Raw genomic sequence first — 19,514 nt, forward strand, 5'->3', positions numbered from 1 at the left:
TGGGCGGGGCGGCTCGTTCCGTCCGGCTGCGGTCACCGCGCTGCGGGGACGCCCCTGGCGTCATCGACCGCAGCCAGCGCGAGCTCGCAGAACATCGACTCCGCCCACGAGAACCAAGGCCGCGAGAACACTGTCGGGTCGTTCACATCAACGCTCTCGTGGATGTGCCCCGTCCCGGCATCCGTGTCGCTGATCATCCGCAGAAGGCGGATCCGCTCGACGGGCGTCCCTACGAGGCCCTGCACTGCCAGTGCGATCGGCCAGACGCGTCCCGTCCTGGTGTGCGGACTGCCGACACCGCGCAGCGCCGAGCCTGAGAACCAATACGGGTTCTCAGGGCTCAGCACGAATTCGCGAGTCGCTTCCCAGACCCGGCGGTCGATGACGTCCGGCGCGATGAGCGGGAGCGAGAGCAGCGATGGCGTGTTGGCATCGTCCATGCGCAGCACGCCGCCGAGGCCGTCCACTTCGTAGGCGTAGATGGAGGCGCCGGCCGGCCCGTCCACGATTGCGAAGCTCTCGACGCCCGCTCGCAGGTCGGCGGACAGACTCCGGGCACTCGAGGCCAGGTCGGGATCCGCGCAGACGGCCTCCGCGATCTCTGCAGCGGACAGGAGAGCCTGCGCGGCGAACAGGTTCGCGGGAATGTTGTAGCCGTAGGTGCAGGCGTCGTCCGACGGCCGGAACCCGCTCCATGTCATCCCCGTGTATCCGATCGCGGATCCCCTACCGCCTCGCGCCAACGTCTCGGTCGGAACCGCGGTGGCGCGTTCGAAACGATAGGGCGAGTCTTCGTGGTGCTGTTCGAGACGCAACTGGGCGACGATCGCGCGGAGACCGGTGTGGACGACGTCATCGATGAAGTCCGTGCGTCCGGTCGTCTTCCAGAGCGTATGGGCGAGTGCGATCGGATAGCAGAGGCTGTCGATCTCGTACTTCTGCTCCCACACCGCGGGGTCAGCGCAGATGTCATCTGCGTCGTAATGCGCCCCGGTCGGCCCATCGTTGAATGCGTTCGCGTACGGGTCGTGCGCGAGGAACGCGAACTGGCGCGCGACGACGGATCCGACGAGGTCGGCCAGCCACGCACTGCGGTCGAGGAACCGCAGGTACGGCGTCAGCTGGGTCGTGGAATCGCGCAACCACATGGCGGGGATGTCACCGGTTATGACGAACACCGATCCCGTCTCATCGACGCTGATCGTGCGGGTGAGCGTGCGCAGCAGGGCGGCCTCGACGAGTTCGCCGGTGCGGGCCCCGCAGAAGGCGCCGACCTCTTCTGCCGCAGTCCTGAGGAGATCGATGGTGGTTCGATCAAGTGTCAACTCCGTCAACCTGCTCATCCTGCGCTCTGCTCCTCGGTGATCAGCACTGTCGCGGCATCCGCCGGCGGATCATGTTGCGGGCTCGTCCAGGCGAGGATCTCGACCGGCGAAGGTACCGGCCGGCCCGTCGCCCAGGAGCCCAGGGCGTCGAGCCCGAGCGTGAACCGCACGGCGGCCGACCCACCGGCCGGCACGCGGACGCGACGGACGTCGAGCACTGTGCGCCGCCTGGGGCGCAGGCCGAGCTCGTGGCGCCGGCCGTAGAGGGGCACGGCGATCGTGGCTTCGGAGGCAGAGCCGTTCGCGATGTCCGCGACGAGCGTGCTGACGGCTCCATCGGACAGGGCACTCGCTGTCATCGACGAACGGCCGGACCGCAGGCGCACCGTGACGCCCTTCGGCATTCCGGTGCCGAGGAGATGACCGACGGGGTACCGTGCGTCGACGTAGCCGCGCGCCGTCTCCCTGCGCTCGTCGTGCGCGACGGGCAGGACGCCGTCGACCGAGGGGAACGTCGCAGGAAGCAGTCCCCCGGCAACATCAGCGGATAAGGCATCCACGATCGCCTGCCCGCCGCTCGGACCAGGGAACGGAGCCACGATCAGCGCGTCCGACAGCGCAGCCACCTCGGCCAGCGGCCGCGGTCGGCCGTCGATGACGACCGTGACCACGCGCACCGAGGCTGCACGCGCCGCCCGAAGGACGTCGAGCTGAGCCGTCGGCAGCGCCAGCTGCGACAGATCGACCCCCTCGCCGTTCGTCGTGTCGGCGGCTGGAGCGTCGACGGCTCCGTTGGCGGCGAACTCGTCGTCGTAACTGCGGCGACTCGTCCCTCCGAGCACGACGACCGTGACATCCGCGCCCGTGCACGCCGCGGTGACCGCATCCAGTTCATCCGCGCCCAGCCCTTGGCGATGCGTCGAACCGGGGGCGAATAGCACGTTCTCGCTCCCGTACCGCCGGATCAGCGCGGAGCGCACGGTCGACGCCTCCGGATCCTCCGGCGGCCGGGGAGGGGAGTAGTCGCCCAGTTGCGCCTCGAGATCGTCGGCGTTCGGCCCCACGAGAGCGATCACGGCGGACGAGGCGATCGGGAGGGTGTCGCGGTCGTGGACGATGACGACTGATTCCTTCGCGGCCGTTGCGGCGAGCGCGATCAGTTCGCGGCCCTCGTGCGGAGATCCGCGGTGCGGATCACCGGTGCCGTCGAGGAGGCCGAGTCGCGCCTTCAAACCCAGGACGCGATCCGCCGCGCGGGTGACGTCGTCCTCATCGAGCAACCCGCGTTCCACGGCCTCCACGACATGCGTGAAGGCGTCGTCCCACAGGCTGAGGTCCACGCCGGCGTGGATGGACAGTGCCGCTGCGGATGCCGCGTCGGGCGTGCAGTCCCGAAGGCGGTCGATGGCCGTCCCGTCCGCCATCACAATGCCCTCCCAACCCCATTCCTCGCGGAGCGTGCCGGTGAGCAGCTGACGGTTCGCGCTGCAGGGGACACCGTCGATGTCGTTGTACGCGGCCATGAAGCCGGCCACGCCCGCTCGCGCGGCGGCGTAGGCCGGTCGCAGATGCACCTCACCCAGCTCGCGGACGCCTATCGGGGCACCCGATCCGTTGCGCCCGCCGATTCCTGCCCCCTGTGCGGCGAGATGCTTCGCGACGACCGCGACGTGCGCGCGGTCGATGGCTGCGTGCGAGTCGGTGCCCTGCATGCCGCGCACTGTCGCCTCGACGAACGCCGCAGCGATCGCCGGATCCTCGCTGAAGCACTCCTCCGCACGTCCCCAGCGCGGGTCGCGCAGGACATCGAGACCGGATACCAGGGCGACATGCGTCCCGCGGGCGCGTGCCTCGGCAGCGACCTCCCCGGCCAGATGCTCGGCGAGTTCGAGGTCCATGGTGGCCCCGAGAGCGAGATTCACCGGTAGCGTGGTCGCGCCCAGAGCCATCAGCCCGTGGGGTGCCTCTTCGACGAAGAGCGTCGGGATGCCGGCACCGTTGCTGATGACATGGTCCTGCACCGCGTGATACGCCTCGGCACTCCGTTCGGGCGGGATGCCGTTCTCCCACCGGACCTGCGACCACGGGTCGGCGCGCAGCACGCCGTAGACGGCTCCGACGCCGCCCCACCTGTCCACCTCTCGGCGGAGCACATCGGTGATCCTGGGTTCTCCGTCGATCCAGCGGACGGCCTCCCAACCCTTGAGGCGCTGGTTGATCTGTCCGACGCGTTCGCGCAGCGAGAGGTCGTTCGCAGAGGTCATCCCTTGATCGCTCCCGATACGAGCGCGCGCTGCATCTGACGCTGCAGCACCGTGTAGACGAGATACACCGGGAGCAGGGTGAGCAGGGTGCCTGCCATCAGCACTCCGTAGTCGGTACCGGCATCCACCTTCAGCGTCGGCAGCGCCACCTGGATGGTGCGTTGCGCGGTGTCCGGCCCGATCAGGATCAACGGGTACAGGTACGCGTTCCAGAACGACAGGAAGTTGAGCAGGAGCACGGTGGCGATTCCGGGAATGCAGATGGGAAGGTACACCTGGCGCAGCACCTGGAGCGTCGTCGCCCCGTCCATCGACGCGGCTTCCTCCAACTCGCGCGGAATCGTGCGCATGAACGACGTCAGGATCACGATCGACAGCGGAAGCGCGGTGGCCGGCAGCAGGAGCACGACGAATGTGCGGGTGTGGAACAGGCCGAGAGCCGCGGCCAGCAGGAAGGTGGGGAACAGGGCCGCGAACGACGGGATCAGGAAGCCGAGGCTGAACACGGTCTCGATGACCCTGCCCACTCGACCCTTCGCCCGTGCCAGGGCGAAGGACGCCGGGAGCGCGAGCAGCAGGGTGAGCACGAGTGCGCAGACCGTGGTGATCGCGGAGTTCGCTATCGCGAGCCAGAGGTCAGCCTGCTGCACCGCGGTGGCGAAGTTCGACAGATCCCACTGCGTCGGCAGTGCGAGCGGGGATTCGAAGATCTGCTCGTTCGTCTTGAACGAGGAGGTGATGAAGTAATAGAACGGGATCAGCAGCGCGGCCGCGTACAGCCAGGCCAGAGTGCCGCTGGTGATCGATCCCACGCGATCGCGCAGAGGGAGGACATTGCGTCGTGCCATGAGGTTCGCCTTCGTCCGAGGTCAGTGGGTAGCGCGCAGGAAGCGGCGGATGATGCCCATCCCCACCAGCCCGATGATGAAAAGGATCACGCCCACCGCTTGGCTGTAGCCGAGGTCGGTCTCGACGAAGGCCTTGCGGTAGATGAGGTAGGACAGGGTCATCGTGGAGTTGCCCGGCCCGCCCTGGGTCAGCAGCAGCACGGTCTGCGCGGAGTTGAACAGCAGGGACAGGAACTGCAGCATCGTCACGACGCCGATGAAGTCCTGGGCGATCGGCCAGTACATCCGCCAGGCGATGCGCCAGTCTCCCGCTCCGTCCACTCGTGCGGCTTGGATCATCTCGGAGTCGACGCCGTCCAGTCGCGCTGCGATGAGCACGGCCGAGTACCCGATGCCGCTCCACAGCTCGACGGCGATGATCGCTCCCAGAGCGGTGCTCGGATCAGCCAGCCAGGCGTTGCCCTCAAGCCCCAGCGGACGCAGGACGCCGTTGACGAGACCGTCGGGATTGAGCATCGCGTAGAACACCATGGCCGTGGCAGGAGCCGAGATGAGTGCGGGGATGAAGAGCAGATAACGCAGGAGGCGGTGCCCCGGCGGCTTCTGCACCACGTAGAAAGCGAGCAGGAAGGCCAGCACGATCATGATCGGCAGCCCGACGACGATCTGGATCGCCGAATTGCCCAGAGCGGCCCAGAACGTGGCATCGGCGAACACTGCGGAGAAATTCGCCCATCCGGCTGCGGTGGGTGTCTCGAGCATCCCCGGCCAGTCGAGGAAGGCGATGACGAAGATCGCGACGACGGGCCCGATCATGAACACGGCGTACCAGATCAAGGCAGGCAGGGCCAGACCGGGGAAGCGCTCGCGCAACGTGGAGCGGCGTCGTGGCTCAGGCTTGCGTGGTTCGGAGGATGCAGGGGCGGTGGGAGATGGGGCGAGCGCGGTCATCATTGTCCTTCCGGGCCGTCAGGCCGCGTCGTAGGCCTTCTCGAACATGTCGATGATCTGATCGACGGAGGCACTGCCGTACGCCATCGCGGTGGCGCGGATCATCGGCTCGAACACGGCGTCGGGGATGAGCAGGTCGGGGAGCATCACGGGCGTGGCCTGATCGGTCGTCAGCTGCGACGCCTGCGCCACGAGGGGGAAATCAGTGCTGACGACATCCGTGATCCTGCTCATGTCGCGTCCGGAGCCGAGGATGAACTGCTTGGTGACCTCGGGGCTGTACAGGTTCTGGATGAACGGCTTGAGCAGGTCGAGCTTCTCCGCGCCGTTCGCGCTGATCCAGATGCCGTGTCCGTTGTAGCTCTGGATCACACTCGGATGCTCGAGGACACCGCCGCGAGACGGCTTCGGCCACCCGCCGACGACCACTTCCGCCGCGCGCTCCGCAGGCACGAGGGCGAGTGCAGATGACATCGCAGGGACGATCGCGGCCTTGCGGGTGTTGAACTGAGTGAGTTCGGAGTCCGAGGTGTAGCCCTGCACGTTGTCGACGAAGACTCCGGCGTCGCGGAGTTCGACGAAATGCTCGACTCCGGCGATCGCACCTGGACTCTCGGAGAGCTTGCCGCTCGAGAATGCTCGACTGGCCTCTTCCTTGGTGAGGAAGCCCTGCAGGATCTGCAGGAACATCTTCTGCCCGCTCCAGTCGGAGCCGCCGACCGTGACAGGACCGATTCCCTTCGAGCGGAGCGCGTCGGCGACCGCGATGAGTTCATCCGTCGTGGTCGGCAACTGCACGCCGGCTTCGTCGAGCAGGCCGATGTTGAACGAGACGGGCCAGTTCGTACGGGTGAAGGGGAACGCGCGCAGATGGCCGTCCTCGTCGGTCCACTCCTCGATCGCCTCAGGAATGATCTTGTCCCGCAGCCCCCATTCGTCGAGAAGTTCTTCGACGGGGATCGTCGCCTCGAGGCGTGTCCATGAGAGCGTGCGTCCCTGCAGGTTGACCATCGCGATGTCGGCTTCCTTGCCGGCGAGGGCGCTCGTCTCGAAGACGATCGGCAGGTCGGAGCCGTTCTTGAGCAGCGCGACGGTCTGGTCGTTCGCGCGCTGGTATGCAGCCACCACGTCGGAGAACACCTGCGCACCCGAGACGGCACCGCTGAGCTGCGTGTGCACGGAGAAGGCGCCCGACGCGCTCGACGCGGGCATGAGCGGGCCGCATCCCGCCAGCAGCGGCGTCACGACGCCGGTCCCGATCAACGCGCCGAGGAACGTTCGCCTGCTGATGCCTTCGGACAAGGAGACCTCCTGAGAGCTGCGGTGCATCTGATAAGGGATGATGGTCGCTCGTTCGGGATTTAGTAAAGCGGTACACATCAACTGGCGGCTAATGTATACCGCTTTACATTCACGGGTCAAGCCCCTAATCTCTCTCATGAGATGAACGAGAAGAAACCAGCCCGAGTCACCATCGCCGCCGTCGCCGCGCGAGCGGGCGTCTCCCCTTCCGCCGTCTCGCATGTCTTCAACGGGCGCCCCAATGTCTCCGAGGCGACAGCTGCCCGCATCCGGGAGGCCGCGGACCAACTGAACTGGCGCCCGAACTACGCCAGCCGCAAAGTCGGAGGGCAGGGAGGGCGCAGCCTCGGGCTCGTCGTATCGCGAGTCGGAGGCAGATTCGAGCGCGACCCGTTCTTCATGAGGCTGATCGCCGGGCTCACGCAGCCGCTGGCCGAGATCGACTGGTCGCTTTCGCTCACCCTCGTGCGCGCCGAGGACGAGCAACGCGTCTATCGGGAGTGGTGGAGTGAGCGGCGAGTGGACGCCTTCCTGCTCGTCGATGTCAGAGACGACGATCCGCGCATCGCACACGTGCGCGAGCTCGGAGCCCCCGCCGTGCTGCTCGGCGCGCCGATCGATGACGCCGTCCCCGCTGTGACCGTGAGTGATGACACGGCGTACGACCAGGTGCTCACTCACCTCGGCGACCTCGGACATCGGCAGATCGCACGCGTGAGCGATTCTCCCGGACTCGTGCACGCCCGCGACCGCGACCGTCGCTTCACCGAGGCCGCGCGGCGAAGCGGCATCGCCGCAGAAGTGCTGCGATGGGACCCGGCGACCTCCGACCCCGTCGCGGATCTGCTGCACCGCGCCGGCGCGGCCACGGCGCTCGTCGTGGACAGCGAAGCGATGGCCGCCGAGATCGTCGCGCATGCGCCGGAGATCGGGGTGCGGGTACCGGAGCAGCTCTCCGTCGTGGCGTGGGAGGACTCCTGGGTCTCGACGCTGGTCCGTCCGCGTCTGACGGCCCTCGATGCGCCAGTGGAGGAGAGCGCCCGCACCGCAGTGCAGATGCTGCGCAGACTCGTCGACGGCGAGGAGATCTCGTCGCAGACCGTGTCCGGCCGTCGCCTGATCATTCGTGAATCGACCGCATCACCCACCAGCAAGAAGGATGAGACTTCCAGTGACTGACCGCACTCCGCGTTTCGGAGCGAACTACACGCCCTCCAAGGACTGGATGTTCCAGTGGATGGGGATCGACCAGGATGTCGTGCGCGCCGACTTCGAGGCGCTCGCCGGTCTCGGCATCGACCATGTCAGAGTGTTCCCGCTGTGGCCGGTCCTCCAGCCCAACCGAACCTTGATCCGCACGCAGGCGCTGGATGACATCGCACTGGTGGCGGACATCGCCGCAGAGTTCGGACTGGACATCGCTGTGGACGTCATCCAGGGCCACATGTCCGGGTTCGACTTCGTGCCGGCGTGGCTGGTGAACTGGCATGACGGCAACATGTTCGTCGGCGAGGCCGCGATCGCCGCGCAGGCCGAACTGGTCGCGGCCGTGTACGACGCGGTCAGGGATCGTCCCAACCTGATCGGGTTGACCCTCGGGAACGAGCTCAACCAATTCCAGCTCCCGAATCCGTCGGCAATGCCGGCGGACAGCGACCAGATCGGTCACTGGCTGTCCTCTCTCCTGACTGCGCCGTCGGATCCTGACCCGCGCCACCTCATCACGCACAGCGAGAACGACCATCTCTGGTACCGCGACGGGCACCCGTTCCTTCCCGTTCACGCGTCACGCCTCGGCGACATCACCACGGTCCACTCCTGGATCTTCAACGGAACGGCGGCGACCTACGGCGGGTTGTCTGCGCAGTCCGTGCGCCATGCGGAGTGGATGATCGAGCTCTCCAAGGCGTTCGCGACCGATCCCGGGCGTCAGGTCTGGCTGCAGGAGGTCGGTGCGCCTTCGCTGAACCTCGCGGATGAGGAGATGCCGGAGTTCGCGGCGCGCACCGTGACGGCCGCCCTCAGCGCGCCGGGGCTGTACGGCATCACATGGTGGTGTTCGCATGACGTGTCCCGCGCACTCGGGGACTACAAGGAGCTCGAGTACTCACTCGGTCTCCTCGACGTCGACAACGCGGTGAAGCCGCTCGGGCGGGAGTTCGCGGACCTCATCGCGCGAGCACGCGCGGGCGAGCTCCCGATCGCGGAACCGCGCAGCGTCGGCGTCGTCGTCGACGTGGATGATGACGATCTCCCTGTCACTCGTACGGATCTGGCACCGGGCGGAGCGGTCTTCGAAAGGTGGCACGAGCTGCGCGAGCAGGGTGAGGCGGTCACGGTCATCACGTCTCGCACAGCGGCGGATGCCGGGCGGCTCGCGGATCTCGGAATCACCTCGGTGGACCTGACGCGCTCGGTGTGACGGCGCGCGAACTGCGGTCAGCCGCCAGCGCGGCGCAGATGCAGTTCGCGGAGTTCGTCGGCGAACGCGGCGACAGGTCCCGAGACCGGCACGGCGGGCGCCACGGCCGTGATGGGCAGGGCAGCGACGGGGGAGGGAGTTGCGCCGCGCTCAGCGCTCCACTCCACGAGCTGCGCGGTGCTCGCGGCGTAGACGATGCGCCCGAGTCCCATCCATGCGTGAGCCGCCGCGCACATCGGACAGTGCTCACCCGAGGTGAAGACGGTGCTCGACGCGCGTTCTTCGGGCGTGAGGTTCGTCGCCGACCAGCGCGCGATCTCGAACTCCGGATGCCGCGTCTGATCTCCGTGCTTGACGCGGTTGCGGTCTTCGAACCGCACCGCGCCCTGCGCATCCACCAGGACGGACCCGAACGGCTCGTCGCCGTCCTCGAGCGCCTCGCGGGCGAGATCGACGCACCGGCGAAGGTGCGCGTGTTCGACTTCGGTGGGCAGGTAGAACGTCGTCATGGCACCGAGGCTAGCAATCAGCCGACTGCCGTAGCCTTGGAGTGACATGGCACATCTTCTCGGGGCCGAGGGCCTCCACCTGGAATATCCGACCAAGGTCGTCTTCGACTCCATCACCCTCGGCATCGAGGAGGGCGATCGCATCGGGATCGTCGGGCGCAACGGCGACGGCAAGTCCTCTCTGCTCGCGATGCTCGCGGGACGCAAGGAACCGGATGCCGGACGTGTGACGATGCGCGCGGGCACCACGGTCGGCGTGCTGGATCAGGCCGACACCCTCGACGACTCCCTCACGATCGCGCAGTCGGTCGTCGGCGACTTGGAGGAGTACGAGTGGGCCGGCGATGCCCGCGTGCGCGATGTCATCCAGGGGCTGCTCGCCGACCTGGACTGGAACGCGCAGGTGCTGGGCCTCAGCGGCGGACAGCGACGCCGTGTCGCCCTCGCCGCACTGCTCGTCAAGGACTGGGACATCGTCGCGCTCGACGAGCCGACCAACCACCTGGACGTCGAGGCGATCACCTGGCTCGCGGGGCACCTGAAGAAGCGCTGGGCCGTGAATTCGGGCGCGTTCCTCGTCGTCACGCACGACCGATGGTTCCTCGACGAGGTCTGCACCGAGACGTGGGAGGTGCACGACCGTATCGTCGAGCCCTTCGAGGGCGGCTACGCGGCGTACATCCTGCAGCGCGTGGAACGCGACCGCATGTCGGCCGCGACCGAGGCGAAGCGCCAGAATCTCGCTCGCAAGGAGCTCGCATGGCTGCGCCGTGGAGCGCCGGCTCGCACGAGCAAGCCGAAGTTCCGCATCGACGCGGCGAACGAACTGATCGAGGATGTGCCGGAGATCCGCGACAAGGTGTCGCTGCAGTCCCTCGCCGTCTCTCGCCTCGGCAAGGACGTCGTCGACCTGCTGGACGCCGGCGTGCAGTACGGGGACCGCGAGGTACTGCGCGACGTGGAGTGGCGCATCGCGCCCGGCGAGCGCACCGGCATCCTGGGCGTCAACGGTGCAGGCAAGTCGACCCTGCTCGGTCTCGTCGCCGGCACGATCGAGCCGACCAGCGGTCGGGTCAAACGCGGAACGACGGTCAAGGTGAAGACCCTGACGCAGCGGATCGATGAGCTGACAGCGGTGTGGAACGATCCGGTGCGCAAGGTGATCGAGGGCCTGCGCACGGAGTACACCTTCGGCACAGGGTCCAAGTCGCAGTCGCTCACCCCCGGCCAACTGCTCGAGCGCCTCGGATTCTCATCCGCGCAGCTCTCGACGCCCGTGAAGGACCTGTCCGGTGGACAGCAGCGCCGCCTGCAGCTCCTGCTCGTGCTGCTGGAGCAGCCCAACGTGCTGATCCTCGACGAGCCGACCAACGACATGGACACCGACATGCTCGCCGCCATCGAGGACCTCCTGGACTCCTGGCCCGGCACGCTGCTCGTGGTGAGTCACGACCGGTACTTCCTGGAGCGCGTCACGGATCAGCAGTTCGCCGTCATGGGCGGACGACTGCGTCACCTGCCGGGCGGAGTGGACGAGTACCTGCGTCTTCGGACGGCCGAGCAGAGCGGGGCACCGTCCGCGACCAAGGTGTCGACGTCGAAGCCGGGTCTCGACGGTGCGGCGCTGCGCGCTGCCCAGAAGGAGATCGCTGCAGCGGAGCGGAAGATCCAGAAGCTCACCCAGCAGATCGACAAGGCGAAGCACGCGCTCGTGGAGCACGACCAGTCCGACTACGAAGGACTCGCCGAGAAGATGAAGCGGATCAGTGCCCTCGAGGCCGAGGTCGAGGAGAACGAGACGCGCTGGCTCGAGCTCAGCGATCAGCTCGGCTGAGCCCCGGAGGGTCAGAGCGGAAGCGTTCGCAGCTCGAGCATGGTCGCGAAACGCGCCTCCGGATCATCGAGGTCGATGCCGCTGACCTCCACTGCCCTGCGCAGTCGATAGCGGAACGTGTTCGGGTGGACGAAGCACGCCGCCGCGGCGCTCCTCACGTCGCCGAAGCTGTCCAGCCAGGCGGCGAGCGTCTGCACCAGACGCGCGTCACTGCGTGCGTCGTACTCGAGGAGACGCTCGAGCGCCGTCGAGACGACATCGCCGCGCGACGAGCGGAGGTCGCGCAGCTCGAGCACGAGCGACTCGGTCTCCACCTCCGAGATCCTGGCGATCGTGCGCTGTCCGCGGCTCTCGGTCAGAACGCGCAGCACGCGTCGCGCCTGCGTCCGCGAGCGGGCGATGTCGGCGACGGACTGCGCAGGCTGCCCGATCCCGATCAGTGCGGGAAGGCGCGGTCCCACCCGCTGCAGGAAGTCCTCGGCCAGGCGCGCGGAGCGCTCCTCCGCCGCCACATCGGCGACGGGCAGGATGCCGTAGACGGTGTCTCCGACGAGCGCCACCGCCGCTCCGCGCTGCACGGCCGACAGGTGCAGCGCGAGCGCATCGGTGAGCCTCTCGCGGTCGGCGATGAGGTCTTGATCGCTTCGCGGCACGCCGTCCTGAGCCGGGGCGAGCATGGCCGCGGCGACGCAGACGCGCTGACCGGCCAGGCCCAATCGGCTGAGAGCGTCGCGCGCCCCGGCGCCGCCGTCCACCGCCCTGCTCACGAGCTCGGCGCGCAGACGGCGTTCGGCATCCGCTCCTGCGCGGACGCGCAGCAGATGCAGGGCGACGAGCTTCGCGGCATCGCGCAAGGTGGAGGTGCGCTCCGGCGTGAGAGGTCCGTCCATGGCCGCCCAGATCGAACCCAGAACCTCATCGCCTGCCCGCACGGCGATCGCGATGCGCTGCGTCGTCACCCCCTGACCGAGATCCATCGGGTCGATCACGACGGGGACGTCGTCGCGATACAGATCGCGGAACACACCCATCTCGGTGAGAGCGCGCGCGTAGCGATCCGGCACCTGGCGCCCGATGATCGTCTCGACCCTCGACTCGTCCGCCGCCTCCTGGCCGCCGGAGAACGCGAGCACCCGCGAGGATCGATCCTCGATCGTGACGGGAGCATCCAAGAGGGCCGCGATCGCATTCGCGACGGCGAAGAGGTCCCCAGCGGAGACGCCCCCGAGTGATTCCGACGGTGTGCGCCCGACGTCGTCCTCCGAGAGCACGGAGCGCAGGAGCGCCGCCAGCTGCGTCCAGGTCGCTCCGCGCGCGAGGCCGAGGATGGCGACACGGGCATCATCCGCCGCCATGAGGACAGCATCCGGAAGATCTGTCGACGCCCGCACCACCACAGCCACGGCGCCGCGTTCTCCGGCGTCCGTCACCAGCGCCGCCAGTGCCGCAGGATCCTGCATCCCGACGGCGAGGACGATCGCATCCGGCGGATACACCGGTTCGTCGACCGGATCGTGGATCAGCACACCGCCGATCTGCTGATCCACATCGATGGCGCCGTGGGCGACGTCGAGGAGGGTCACGCCGAGGTCGTCGTAGACACGACCCCAGCTCGACCGGGTCAGCGAGCTCATGTCCGCGAGCATAACCTCACATCGGCACCCACTCGGTCCAGGTCGTGAGCTCGTCGAGCACCTCGGGTACGGGGGTGACGCCGAGGCCGGGCCCCTGCGGCACTGCGAGGTGGCCGTCCTTCATCACGAACGGCTCGGTGATGTCGGTCCGGTAGAAGCGGTCGCTGGCCGACACGTCCCCCGGAAGGGTGAAACCGGGCAGCGAGGCCAGGGCGATGTTGGCCGCGCGGCCCAGACCGGACTCCACCATCCCGCCGCACCACACCGGGGTGCCGTGCGCCATCGCGACGTCGTGGATGCGTCGCGCCTCGAGATAGCCGCCCACCCGTCCCGGTTTGACGTTCACGATGCTGGTGGCTCCGAGGGAGATCGCGGCAGCGGTCGTCTGCGCCGACGTGATCGACTCGTCCAGGCAGATGGGCGTACGGAGGATGCGGGCGAGCTCCGCGTGACCGAGCACGTCCTCCTCCTCGAGCGGCTGCTCGATGAGCAGCAGACCGAACTCGTCGAGGCGGGCGAGATGCTGGGCGTCGCGCAGCGTGTAGGCGGTGTTCGCGTCCACCTGGAGCTGCACATCGTCTCCGATGCGCTCGCGCACTGCGCGGACCACGTCGATGTCCCACCCCGGCTCGATCTTCAGCTTGATGCGCACATAGCCCTCGTCGAGGTACTCGTCGACCGCGTCGAGGAGCCGGGGGACCTCATCCATGATTCCGACCGAGACCCCGCACGGCACCGTGTCGCGCACGCCGCCCAGCTCACGGGCGAATGAACGGCCGGCCGCGCGCAATTCGGCATCGAGCAGCGCCATCTCGATGGCGGCCTTCGCCATGCGGTGACCTTTGAACTTCGCGAGCTTCTCGCCGACCATGTGCGCCCCGGTCAGCTCCGCACCGGCGAGTGCGGGGGCGAGGAAGCGCCTGATGACGTCGACGGCGCCCTCGGTGTACTCGGGGGAGTAGACGGGGTCGGGGAGCGTGACGCATTCCCCCCATCCCTCCGCGTTCTCGGTGACGGCCCTGATCAGCAGGATGTCCTTCGCCGTCTGCGTTCCGAACGAGGTGCGGAACGGGGACACCAGCGGCATCGAGACGCGGCGCAGCTCCAGTCCTTCGATCTTCATCACGAGTCCTTCCCCTGGCGCACGAGGTATCCCTCGGCCCGATCGAATCCGATGATGCGTCCGCCGGCGTCCAGCAGCCCGGTGAGCTGCTCCCGCACACGGCGTCGCCACTGCTGCGCGGCGGCGATGTCCTCCCGCCGGACGCGCTCGATGTCGGCCGGCACCGCGACGGCCGTGTCGCCCGGCTCCCTCGCCACGGTCAGCGAGGCGCCGGACGCGCACGCGATGGCCTCCGCGCTGCGCAAGCGCCAGCTCACGAGGAGGCGGTCCGTCTCATCGTCGGTGTTGATGCCGTCGGCGATCTCGCCGTAGAAGTTCGCGAGATACTCCACCGGCACCGCGCCGAGCTTGCTGAGGTTGAAGTACGCGTTGCGCGCGACGAGCGGATCGAAGGTCCACTCGACCGTGTCGATGCCGCGCGACAGGGCCCACGCCCGCTGATGCTGCTTGAGGGCGAAGCCGACTGATCTGCCGGCGTGGGCGGGAGCGATGCCGGCGATGTGGCTGTGCAGGGCATGTCGATCGGGATCGGCGTGGAACGCGATGGCCACGCCGATGAGCTCGCCATCGATGAAGGCGCCGGCGATGTAGTTGCCGGCCTTGCTCATCGCGCGGAGCAGTTCCGGCGGCACTGGCGGGTTCTCCGGTGAACGCTTCCAGATGTCCGAGAGCAACCGGATGGCCTCCGCCTGCTCGCCCATGCCGGTCAACTCGCGCAGGTCGACGCCGGCGGCGGACGCCGCCCGTCCGGCGTCTCTGACGGCTGCCACTGCGACCGCATCGTCTCGCGTCAGTTGTGCCATGGCTCTTCCGTTCTCGATATCTCGGCGACCAGCTCGGTCAGAAGGCGTGTGCGCGGAACGATCTCGGCGACGAGGGCGTGCTCGTCATCGGCATGTGCACCGCCACCGACCGCGCCGAGCCCGTCCAACGTCGGCACGCCCAGCCCCGCGGTGAAGTTCCCGTCACTCGCGCCGCCGACCGCGGCCTGCCTCAGCGGTGCGAGGCCCAGACGATCCGCGACCTTCGCGGCGAGTGCGAACAGCGGCGCCGACATCCCGAGCTCCAGCGGCGGGCGGTTGACGCCGCCGCGCACGTCGACCCCGGCACCGGGTACGACGCATGTATAGCCGCGCAGAGCGGAATCGACGCGCTCGAGTTCGGCGATCGTGCGCGCGCGCACGTCGATCCGCAGGCGTGCCTCGGCGGGGACGGTGTTCGTCGTCGTGCCGGATGCGGCGAGGGTCGGGGTGACGCTCGTGCCGGCGCTCGCATCCGACAGCGCGGCGGCCGCGATGATGAGGTGCGCGAGCTCCACACCGGCGTTCACCCCCTTCTCCGGCTCGAGCCCGGCGTGCGCTGCGCGTCCGGAGACGACCATCTCGTACAGCGCGACGCCCTTGCGCTCGGTCTTGAGCGCGCCGCCGTCCGCGGACGCCTCCAGCACGAGGGCGGCGCTCGCGCCGCGAGCCGTCTCCTCGATCAGCGCGCGTGAGCGAGGAGAGCCCAGCTCCTCATCCCCGGTGACGAGGATCGTGACGCCATCGCGATCCTCGAGCGCCGCGACTGCGTGCAGGGCCATGGCGAGGCCGGTCTTCATATCGAAGCTCCCCGGGCCGGAGAGCACGCCCCCGCGCACGCCGTACGGCAGGCGCCGCAGAGTGCCGAGCGGCCAGACGGTGTCGTGGTGCGCCAGCAGCAGCACGCGCGTCGATGGGCCGAACCGCCATCGCAGATGCGCGACCCCCTCGACCTCTATGCGCTCCGGTGCCGAGCCCAGCAACAGCGTGCCGAGCTCGGCGACCAGATCGGCCGAACGCGCGACGGCGGCGTGATCGTCCGAGGGCGACTCGCACTCGATCAGGCGGCGGATGCTGTCCACCATCGTCGCCTCGGTGATCGGACGCGCGCGGAGAGGGAAAGGCGTACTCATCAGCCGGCCGCAACCTTGGGGGTCGCCCGTGCGCCGAAGTGCACGTACTCCTCGCCGGTGGGCAGCGCGTAGAACGTCACCGTGACCCACGTCTGGGTTCCAGGCTGACGCAGCGCGAACACGTTCTCGCTGAGCGCGGTCAACGAGTACTCGTCCACCGGATCGGCTTCGAGTTCGGCGAGCGGTCCCAGCGTGGTCGTGCGCATCATCGGGCTGCCGTCTTCTGCGACGTAGACCTCGGTGCGCACGGAGGCGCGCTCGTACGTGCCGACGAAGGGCGTGAGATCGACGTCGATCGGCTCCGCCGGCGGCTGGACGGGCTCCTGCATCCGCACACCGGACAGCTCGGCGAAGATCTCCCGGTACAGATCGCCGTACAGGTCGCGGGTATGGCCGCCATTGGTCAGCAACGTCACCGCGACCCCGGATTCCGGGTGCACGCGCAGGAAGGCGGCCTGCCCGATCGTGTTGCCGTCGTGGCCGTACAGCCGTGCGCCGTTCCAGTCGAATCGGATCCAGCCGAGCCCCCACGAATCGCCCAGCACGTGCTTGTCCGGCACCTCAGCGTGGAACGCCTGCATGTCCGACACGGTCTGCGCCGACAGCAGCCGCTCGCCACCGCCGCCGATGCCTCCCGCGAGATGCAGCCTGGCGAAGGCCAGCACATCCTCTGCGCGTGCGGCGATGAGACCGGCAGGGCCGAGCGAGCGCGGCAGCCCCCATACCGGGGCGAGGACCTGCTCCTCACCGGCATCGACGTGACCGACCGCTGCGGAATGCAGCAGCGCCTCCTCCGGCAGCGTCACGGTGTGCGTGAGGCCGAGCGGGGTGAACAGCAGCTCGCGCATGGCGTCGTCCCAGGTCTTGCCCGTGACCTGCTCGATGATGCGCCCGAGCAGCGAGAAGCCGGCGTTGCAGTACGACCACGTGGCGCCGAGCGGGTGGTTCTCGCCGACCTCTGCGAGCAGGCCGACGTACTTCTCGAGGCAGTCGTCGCCACGACCGGTGTCGGTGAACACGTCGCCGTCGAGACCGCTGGTGTGCGTGAGCAGATGACGGATCGTGATGCCGTCCGTGAGGTGATCGTTCGCGAGACGTACGCCGGGAATGATCTCGTGCACCGGCGTGTCGAGCGTGAAGCGGCCCTCTTCGACGAGGCGCATGATCACGGTCGCCGTCCAGACCTTCGAGATCGAGCCGATCTGGAACAGGGAGTCATCGAGCGGCGCCGCGGATGCGGGCGGCAGGTTCCGGTTGAGGATTCCGGTCGAGCAGATGACGACGTCATCCGCTCCCTGCGCGTCGTACCGCAGGATGCCGAGCTGCGCACCCGGCACCCCGTGCAGGGCCGAGAGTGCGTCGAGGCGCCGCTGCCAGTGCGCGGCGTCGACACGTGCGGGGCGCGGTCCGTCGGCACTGCCGGCGTACTGCTGCACCCATTCGACGACGCGCCGTGCGTAGTCGACCCGGTGGCTGGGCACGCCCATCAGCGGGAAGATGTGGCTGCCGCCCGGGTACACCACCAGGCGCGTCGGCACGTCCCGTTCGCGCAGCGCCGCGTACCACTGCTGCGCCTGGCCGAGAGGGCAGCGAAGGTCCTTCTCTCCGTGCAGCACGAGGGTGGGTGTGGTGACGTTCTCGACCGCGGTGTACGGCGACATCGCCATGAGGCTCTCGCGGTCCGCCGAGCTCCACGGCATCCTGCCGATCTCGAAGACGTTGAGCAGGTGCGCGTCGTCGCTCGAGCCGCCCATGCTCACGAGGTCGGAGACGATGCCGCCGGCGGCTGCGGCGGCGAAGCGATCGTCGTGAGCCGTGAGGTAGGCGGTCATGAACCCGCCGTAGCTGTAACCGGTGATCGCCAGTCGCTTCGGATCGGCGGTGCCGTCGGCGACGAGCTCGTCGATGGGCTCGAGGAAGTCGTTCGCGTCCGCGACGCCCCAGGCCTCGTTCACGCCCTTCCAGAACTCCTCGCCGTATCCGTCGCTGCCGCGCGGGTTGATCATGACGATCGTCCACCCCTGTGCCGCGAGTTCCTGATGGAAGACGTGCATCTCGTCCATCGCGCCGTTCCAGGCGTTGTGCGGGCCGCCGTGCACATCCACCAGAAGCGGGGTCGGTCCGGTCACCGATGGGTCGCGCACGATCCAGCCTTGAACCACGGTGCCGTCGCTGATGGTGAACTCACGACTCTCGCGCACGAACAGCTCGACGCCCTCCGGCGCTGAGCCGTGCGACGTGACCACGTCGCCGGCACCGGTCGCAGGATCGATCCGCACGATCTCGCCGAACGACGTGGGCGTCGACAGCGCGACGGCGGCGGTGCCGCCCGCGACCGAGAGGCCGCTGACGACCTCGTCCGCGCCTCCGAACACATGGCGGGGGTCGCCGCCGGCGCGCGGGACCGCGTACAGATGGGTCGCCCCGCGGTCCCTGACGGCGAACAGCACGTCGCCGGAGTCCGTGACCTGCGGCAGCGCGCCGGGGTAGGCCGGAGCGCCGGGCATGACGTTGCGGTCCAGGGAGGCTGCGAGATCCGTCGCGCTCCCGGATGCGAGGTCGACAGTGAACAGGCCGGCGTGACCGACCGGCTCGCCGCTCCAGCCGACGACGATCAGCGATCCGCCGTCTGGCGTGTACGACACCGTCGCCGCGTAGCCGTCGGTGAACGCGAGCTCGCGCGGCGGTGCGGCGGGGTCGGCCGGATCGACGGCGTGCACCGCGGAGCGCGCCTCGAGGTCGGTCGCGTCGGAAGGGCGGGCGGTGTACGCGAGCGTCGTCCCGTCCGGCGACCACGCTGGGCTGCTCACATGCACGTCGCCGTCTGTGAGCCGCCGGACATTGTCGCCCGCCAGATCGAGCACGTGCAGCTGCTGGCGCACCCCGCGGATCAACCAGTCGCCGTCGATCATGTAATCGATGGCATCGGTGACGATGGGGGCGCCTTCACGCGCTGCGCGCTGCTCGTCGGTCTCCGTCTCGCCGGATTCCACGGCCACGGGGGCGGTGAACGCGATCTTCGAGCCATCGGGGCTCCAGACGGCGGCGCCGGCGCCGAGCGGGATGCGGGTGCGCTGACGCGGCTCGCCGCCGGCGAGCGGCAGCGTCCACAACTGGCCGTCGCGCAGGAAGGCGAGCTCGTCACCGGCGGGGGAGAACACCGGAGCGGTGTCGCTCGTGCCATGAGTGAGCGCGCGGGTGGCGCCGTCCTCGACGAGCCAGATCGCGCTGGTCGCCCGATCAGCATCGACGTCGACGCCTCCGAGGACGTACGCGAGCCGTGCACCGTCGGGGGAGAGGGCCGGCTGACTCGGGACGGTGAGAGCGAGGACGTCGTCGATGCGCATTGTGCGGGTCACGTTGTGCTCC

The 19,514-nt window shown here is 68.6% G+C and carries 14 protein-coding genes; 3 read left to right on the forward strand and 11 right to left on the reverse strand.

The annotated features are described in order from the left end of the window. Positions 1-32: 32 nt before the first annotated feature. From ACNPNP_RS19035 to ACNPNP_RS19055, 5 genes are read right to left on the reverse strand one after another with little or no spacing between them, the layout of a single operon-like run. Positions 33-1,343: a glycoside hydrolase family 125 protein gene (locus ACNPNP_RS19035; RefSeq protein WP_448967603.1), complete on the reverse strand. Its 1,311-nt coding sequence runs from the start codon at positions 1,341-1,343 to the stop codon at positions 33-35. After that, positions 1,340-3,589, reverse strand: coding sequence for a glycoside hydrolase family 3 protein (locus ACNPNP_RS19040; protein WP_448967604.1), 2,250 nt, complete (start codon positions 3,587-3,589; stop codon positions 1,340-1,342). The genes ACNPNP_RS19035 and ACNPNP_RS19040 overlap by 4 nt, the downstream gene beginning before the upstream one ends. Then, complete coding sequence (locus tag ACNPNP_RS19045; protein ID WP_448967605.1) at positions 3,586-4,437, reverse strand: carbohydrate ABC transporter permease; 852 nt, start codon at positions 4,435-4,437, stop codon at positions 3,586-3,588. Before ACNPNP_RS19045 ends, ACNPNP_RS19040 begins: the two co-directional genes overlap by 4 nt. Positions 4,438-4,458: 21 nt before the next feature. Then, positions 4,459-5,388, reverse strand: a complete 930-nt coding sequence (locus tag ACNPNP_RS19050) for a carbohydrate ABC transporter permease (RefSeq protein ID WP_448967606.1) — start codon at positions 5,386-5,388, stop codon at positions 4,459-4,461. Between the two features lie 18 nt (positions 5,389-5,406). Further along, positions 5,407-6,690 carry an ABC transporter substrate-binding protein gene (locus ACNPNP_RS19055; RefSeq protein WP_448967607.1) on the reverse strand — a complete coding sequence of 428 codons (1,284 nt, stop codon included), beginning with the start codon at positions 6,688-6,690 and terminating at the stop codon, positions 5,407-5,409. A 141-nt stretch (positions 6,691-6,831) separates the two neighbouring features. Between ACNPNP_RS19055 and ACNPNP_RS19060 the strand changes: the two genes are divergently transcribed. Together ACNPNP_RS19060 and ACNPNP_RS19065 are read left to right on the forward strand one after the other, a co-directional pair. Next, complete coding sequence (locus tag ACNPNP_RS19060; protein ID WP_448967608.1) at positions 6,832-7,869, forward strand: LacI family DNA-binding transcriptional regulator; 1,038 nt, start codon at positions 6,832-6,834, stop codon at positions 7,867-7,869. After that, positions 7,862-9,112 carry a glycoside hydrolase 5 family protein gene (locus tag ACNPNP_RS19065; RefSeq protein ID WP_448967609.1) on the forward strand — a complete coding sequence of 417 codons (1,251 nt, stop codon included), beginning with the start codon at positions 7,862-7,864 and terminating at the stop codon, positions 9,110-9,112. The genes ACNPNP_RS19060 and ACNPNP_RS19065 overlap by 8 nt, the downstream gene beginning before the upstream one ends. A gap of 17 nt (positions 9,113-9,129) precedes the next feature. Here ACNPNP_RS19065 and ACNPNP_RS19070 read toward each other — a convergent pair whose 3' ends face one another. After that, positions 9,130-9,621, reverse strand: a complete 492-nt coding sequence (locus ACNPNP_RS19070) for a nucleoside deaminase (RefSeq protein ID WP_448967610.1) — start codon at positions 9,619-9,621, stop codon at positions 9,130-9,132. 46 nt (positions 9,622-9,667) lie between these two features. Here ACNPNP_RS19070 and ACNPNP_RS19075 point away from each other — a divergent pair, with 46 nt between their 5' ends. Continuing rightward, the gene (locus ACNPNP_RS19075) at positions 9,668-11,455 is read left to right on the forward strand and encodes an ABC-F family ATP-binding cassette domain-containing protein (protein WP_448967611.1); all 1,788 of its coding nucleotides are present in this window, start codon (positions 9,668-9,670) and stop codon (positions 11,453-11,455) included. A gap of 11 nt (positions 11,456-11,466) precedes the next feature. On the opposite strand, the gene ACNPNP_RS19080 is transcribed toward ACNPNP_RS19075, so the two are convergent. From ACNPNP_RS19080 to ACNPNP_RS19100, 5 genes are read right to left on the reverse strand one after another with little or no spacing between them, the layout of a single operon-like run. Continuing rightward, positions 11,467-13,089 (reverse strand): PucR family transcriptional regulator, encoded by a 1,623-nt coding sequence (locus ACNPNP_RS19080; protein ID WP_448967612.1) that lies wholly within the window; start codon positions 13,087-13,089, stop codon positions 11,467-11,469. Between the two features lie 16 nt (positions 13,090-13,105). Then, positions 13,106-14,212, reverse strand: a complete 1,107-nt coding sequence (gene menC, locus ACNPNP_RS19085; protein ID WP_448967613.1) for an o-succinylbenzoate synthase — start codon at positions 14,210-14,212, stop codon at positions 13,106-13,108. Further along, the gene (locus tag ACNPNP_RS19090) at positions 14,212-15,015 is read right to left on the reverse strand and encodes a GNAT family N-acetyltransferase (RefSeq protein ID WP_448967614.1); all 804 of its coding nucleotides are present in this window, start codon (positions 15,013-15,015) and stop codon (positions 14,212-14,214) included. The genes menC and ACNPNP_RS19090 overlap by 1 nt, the downstream gene beginning before the upstream one ends. Beyond that, positions 15,003-16,145: a M20 family metallopeptidase gene (locus ACNPNP_RS19095; RefSeq protein ID WP_448967615.1), complete on the reverse strand. Its 1,143-nt coding sequence runs from the start codon at positions 16,143-16,145 to the stop codon at positions 15,003-15,005. Before ACNPNP_RS19095 ends, ACNPNP_RS19090 begins: the two co-directional genes overlap by 13 nt. Then, complete coding sequence (locus tag ACNPNP_RS19100) at positions 16,145-19,504, reverse strand: serine hydrolase (RefSeq protein WP_448967616.1); 3,360 nt, start codon at positions 19,502-19,504, stop codon at positions 16,145-16,147. The genes ACNPNP_RS19095 and ACNPNP_RS19100 overlap by 1 nt, the downstream gene beginning before the upstream one ends. Positions 19,505-19,514 lie beyond the last annotated feature (10 nt).

It is taken from the genome of Microbacterium xerophyticum (assembly GCF_053543555.1).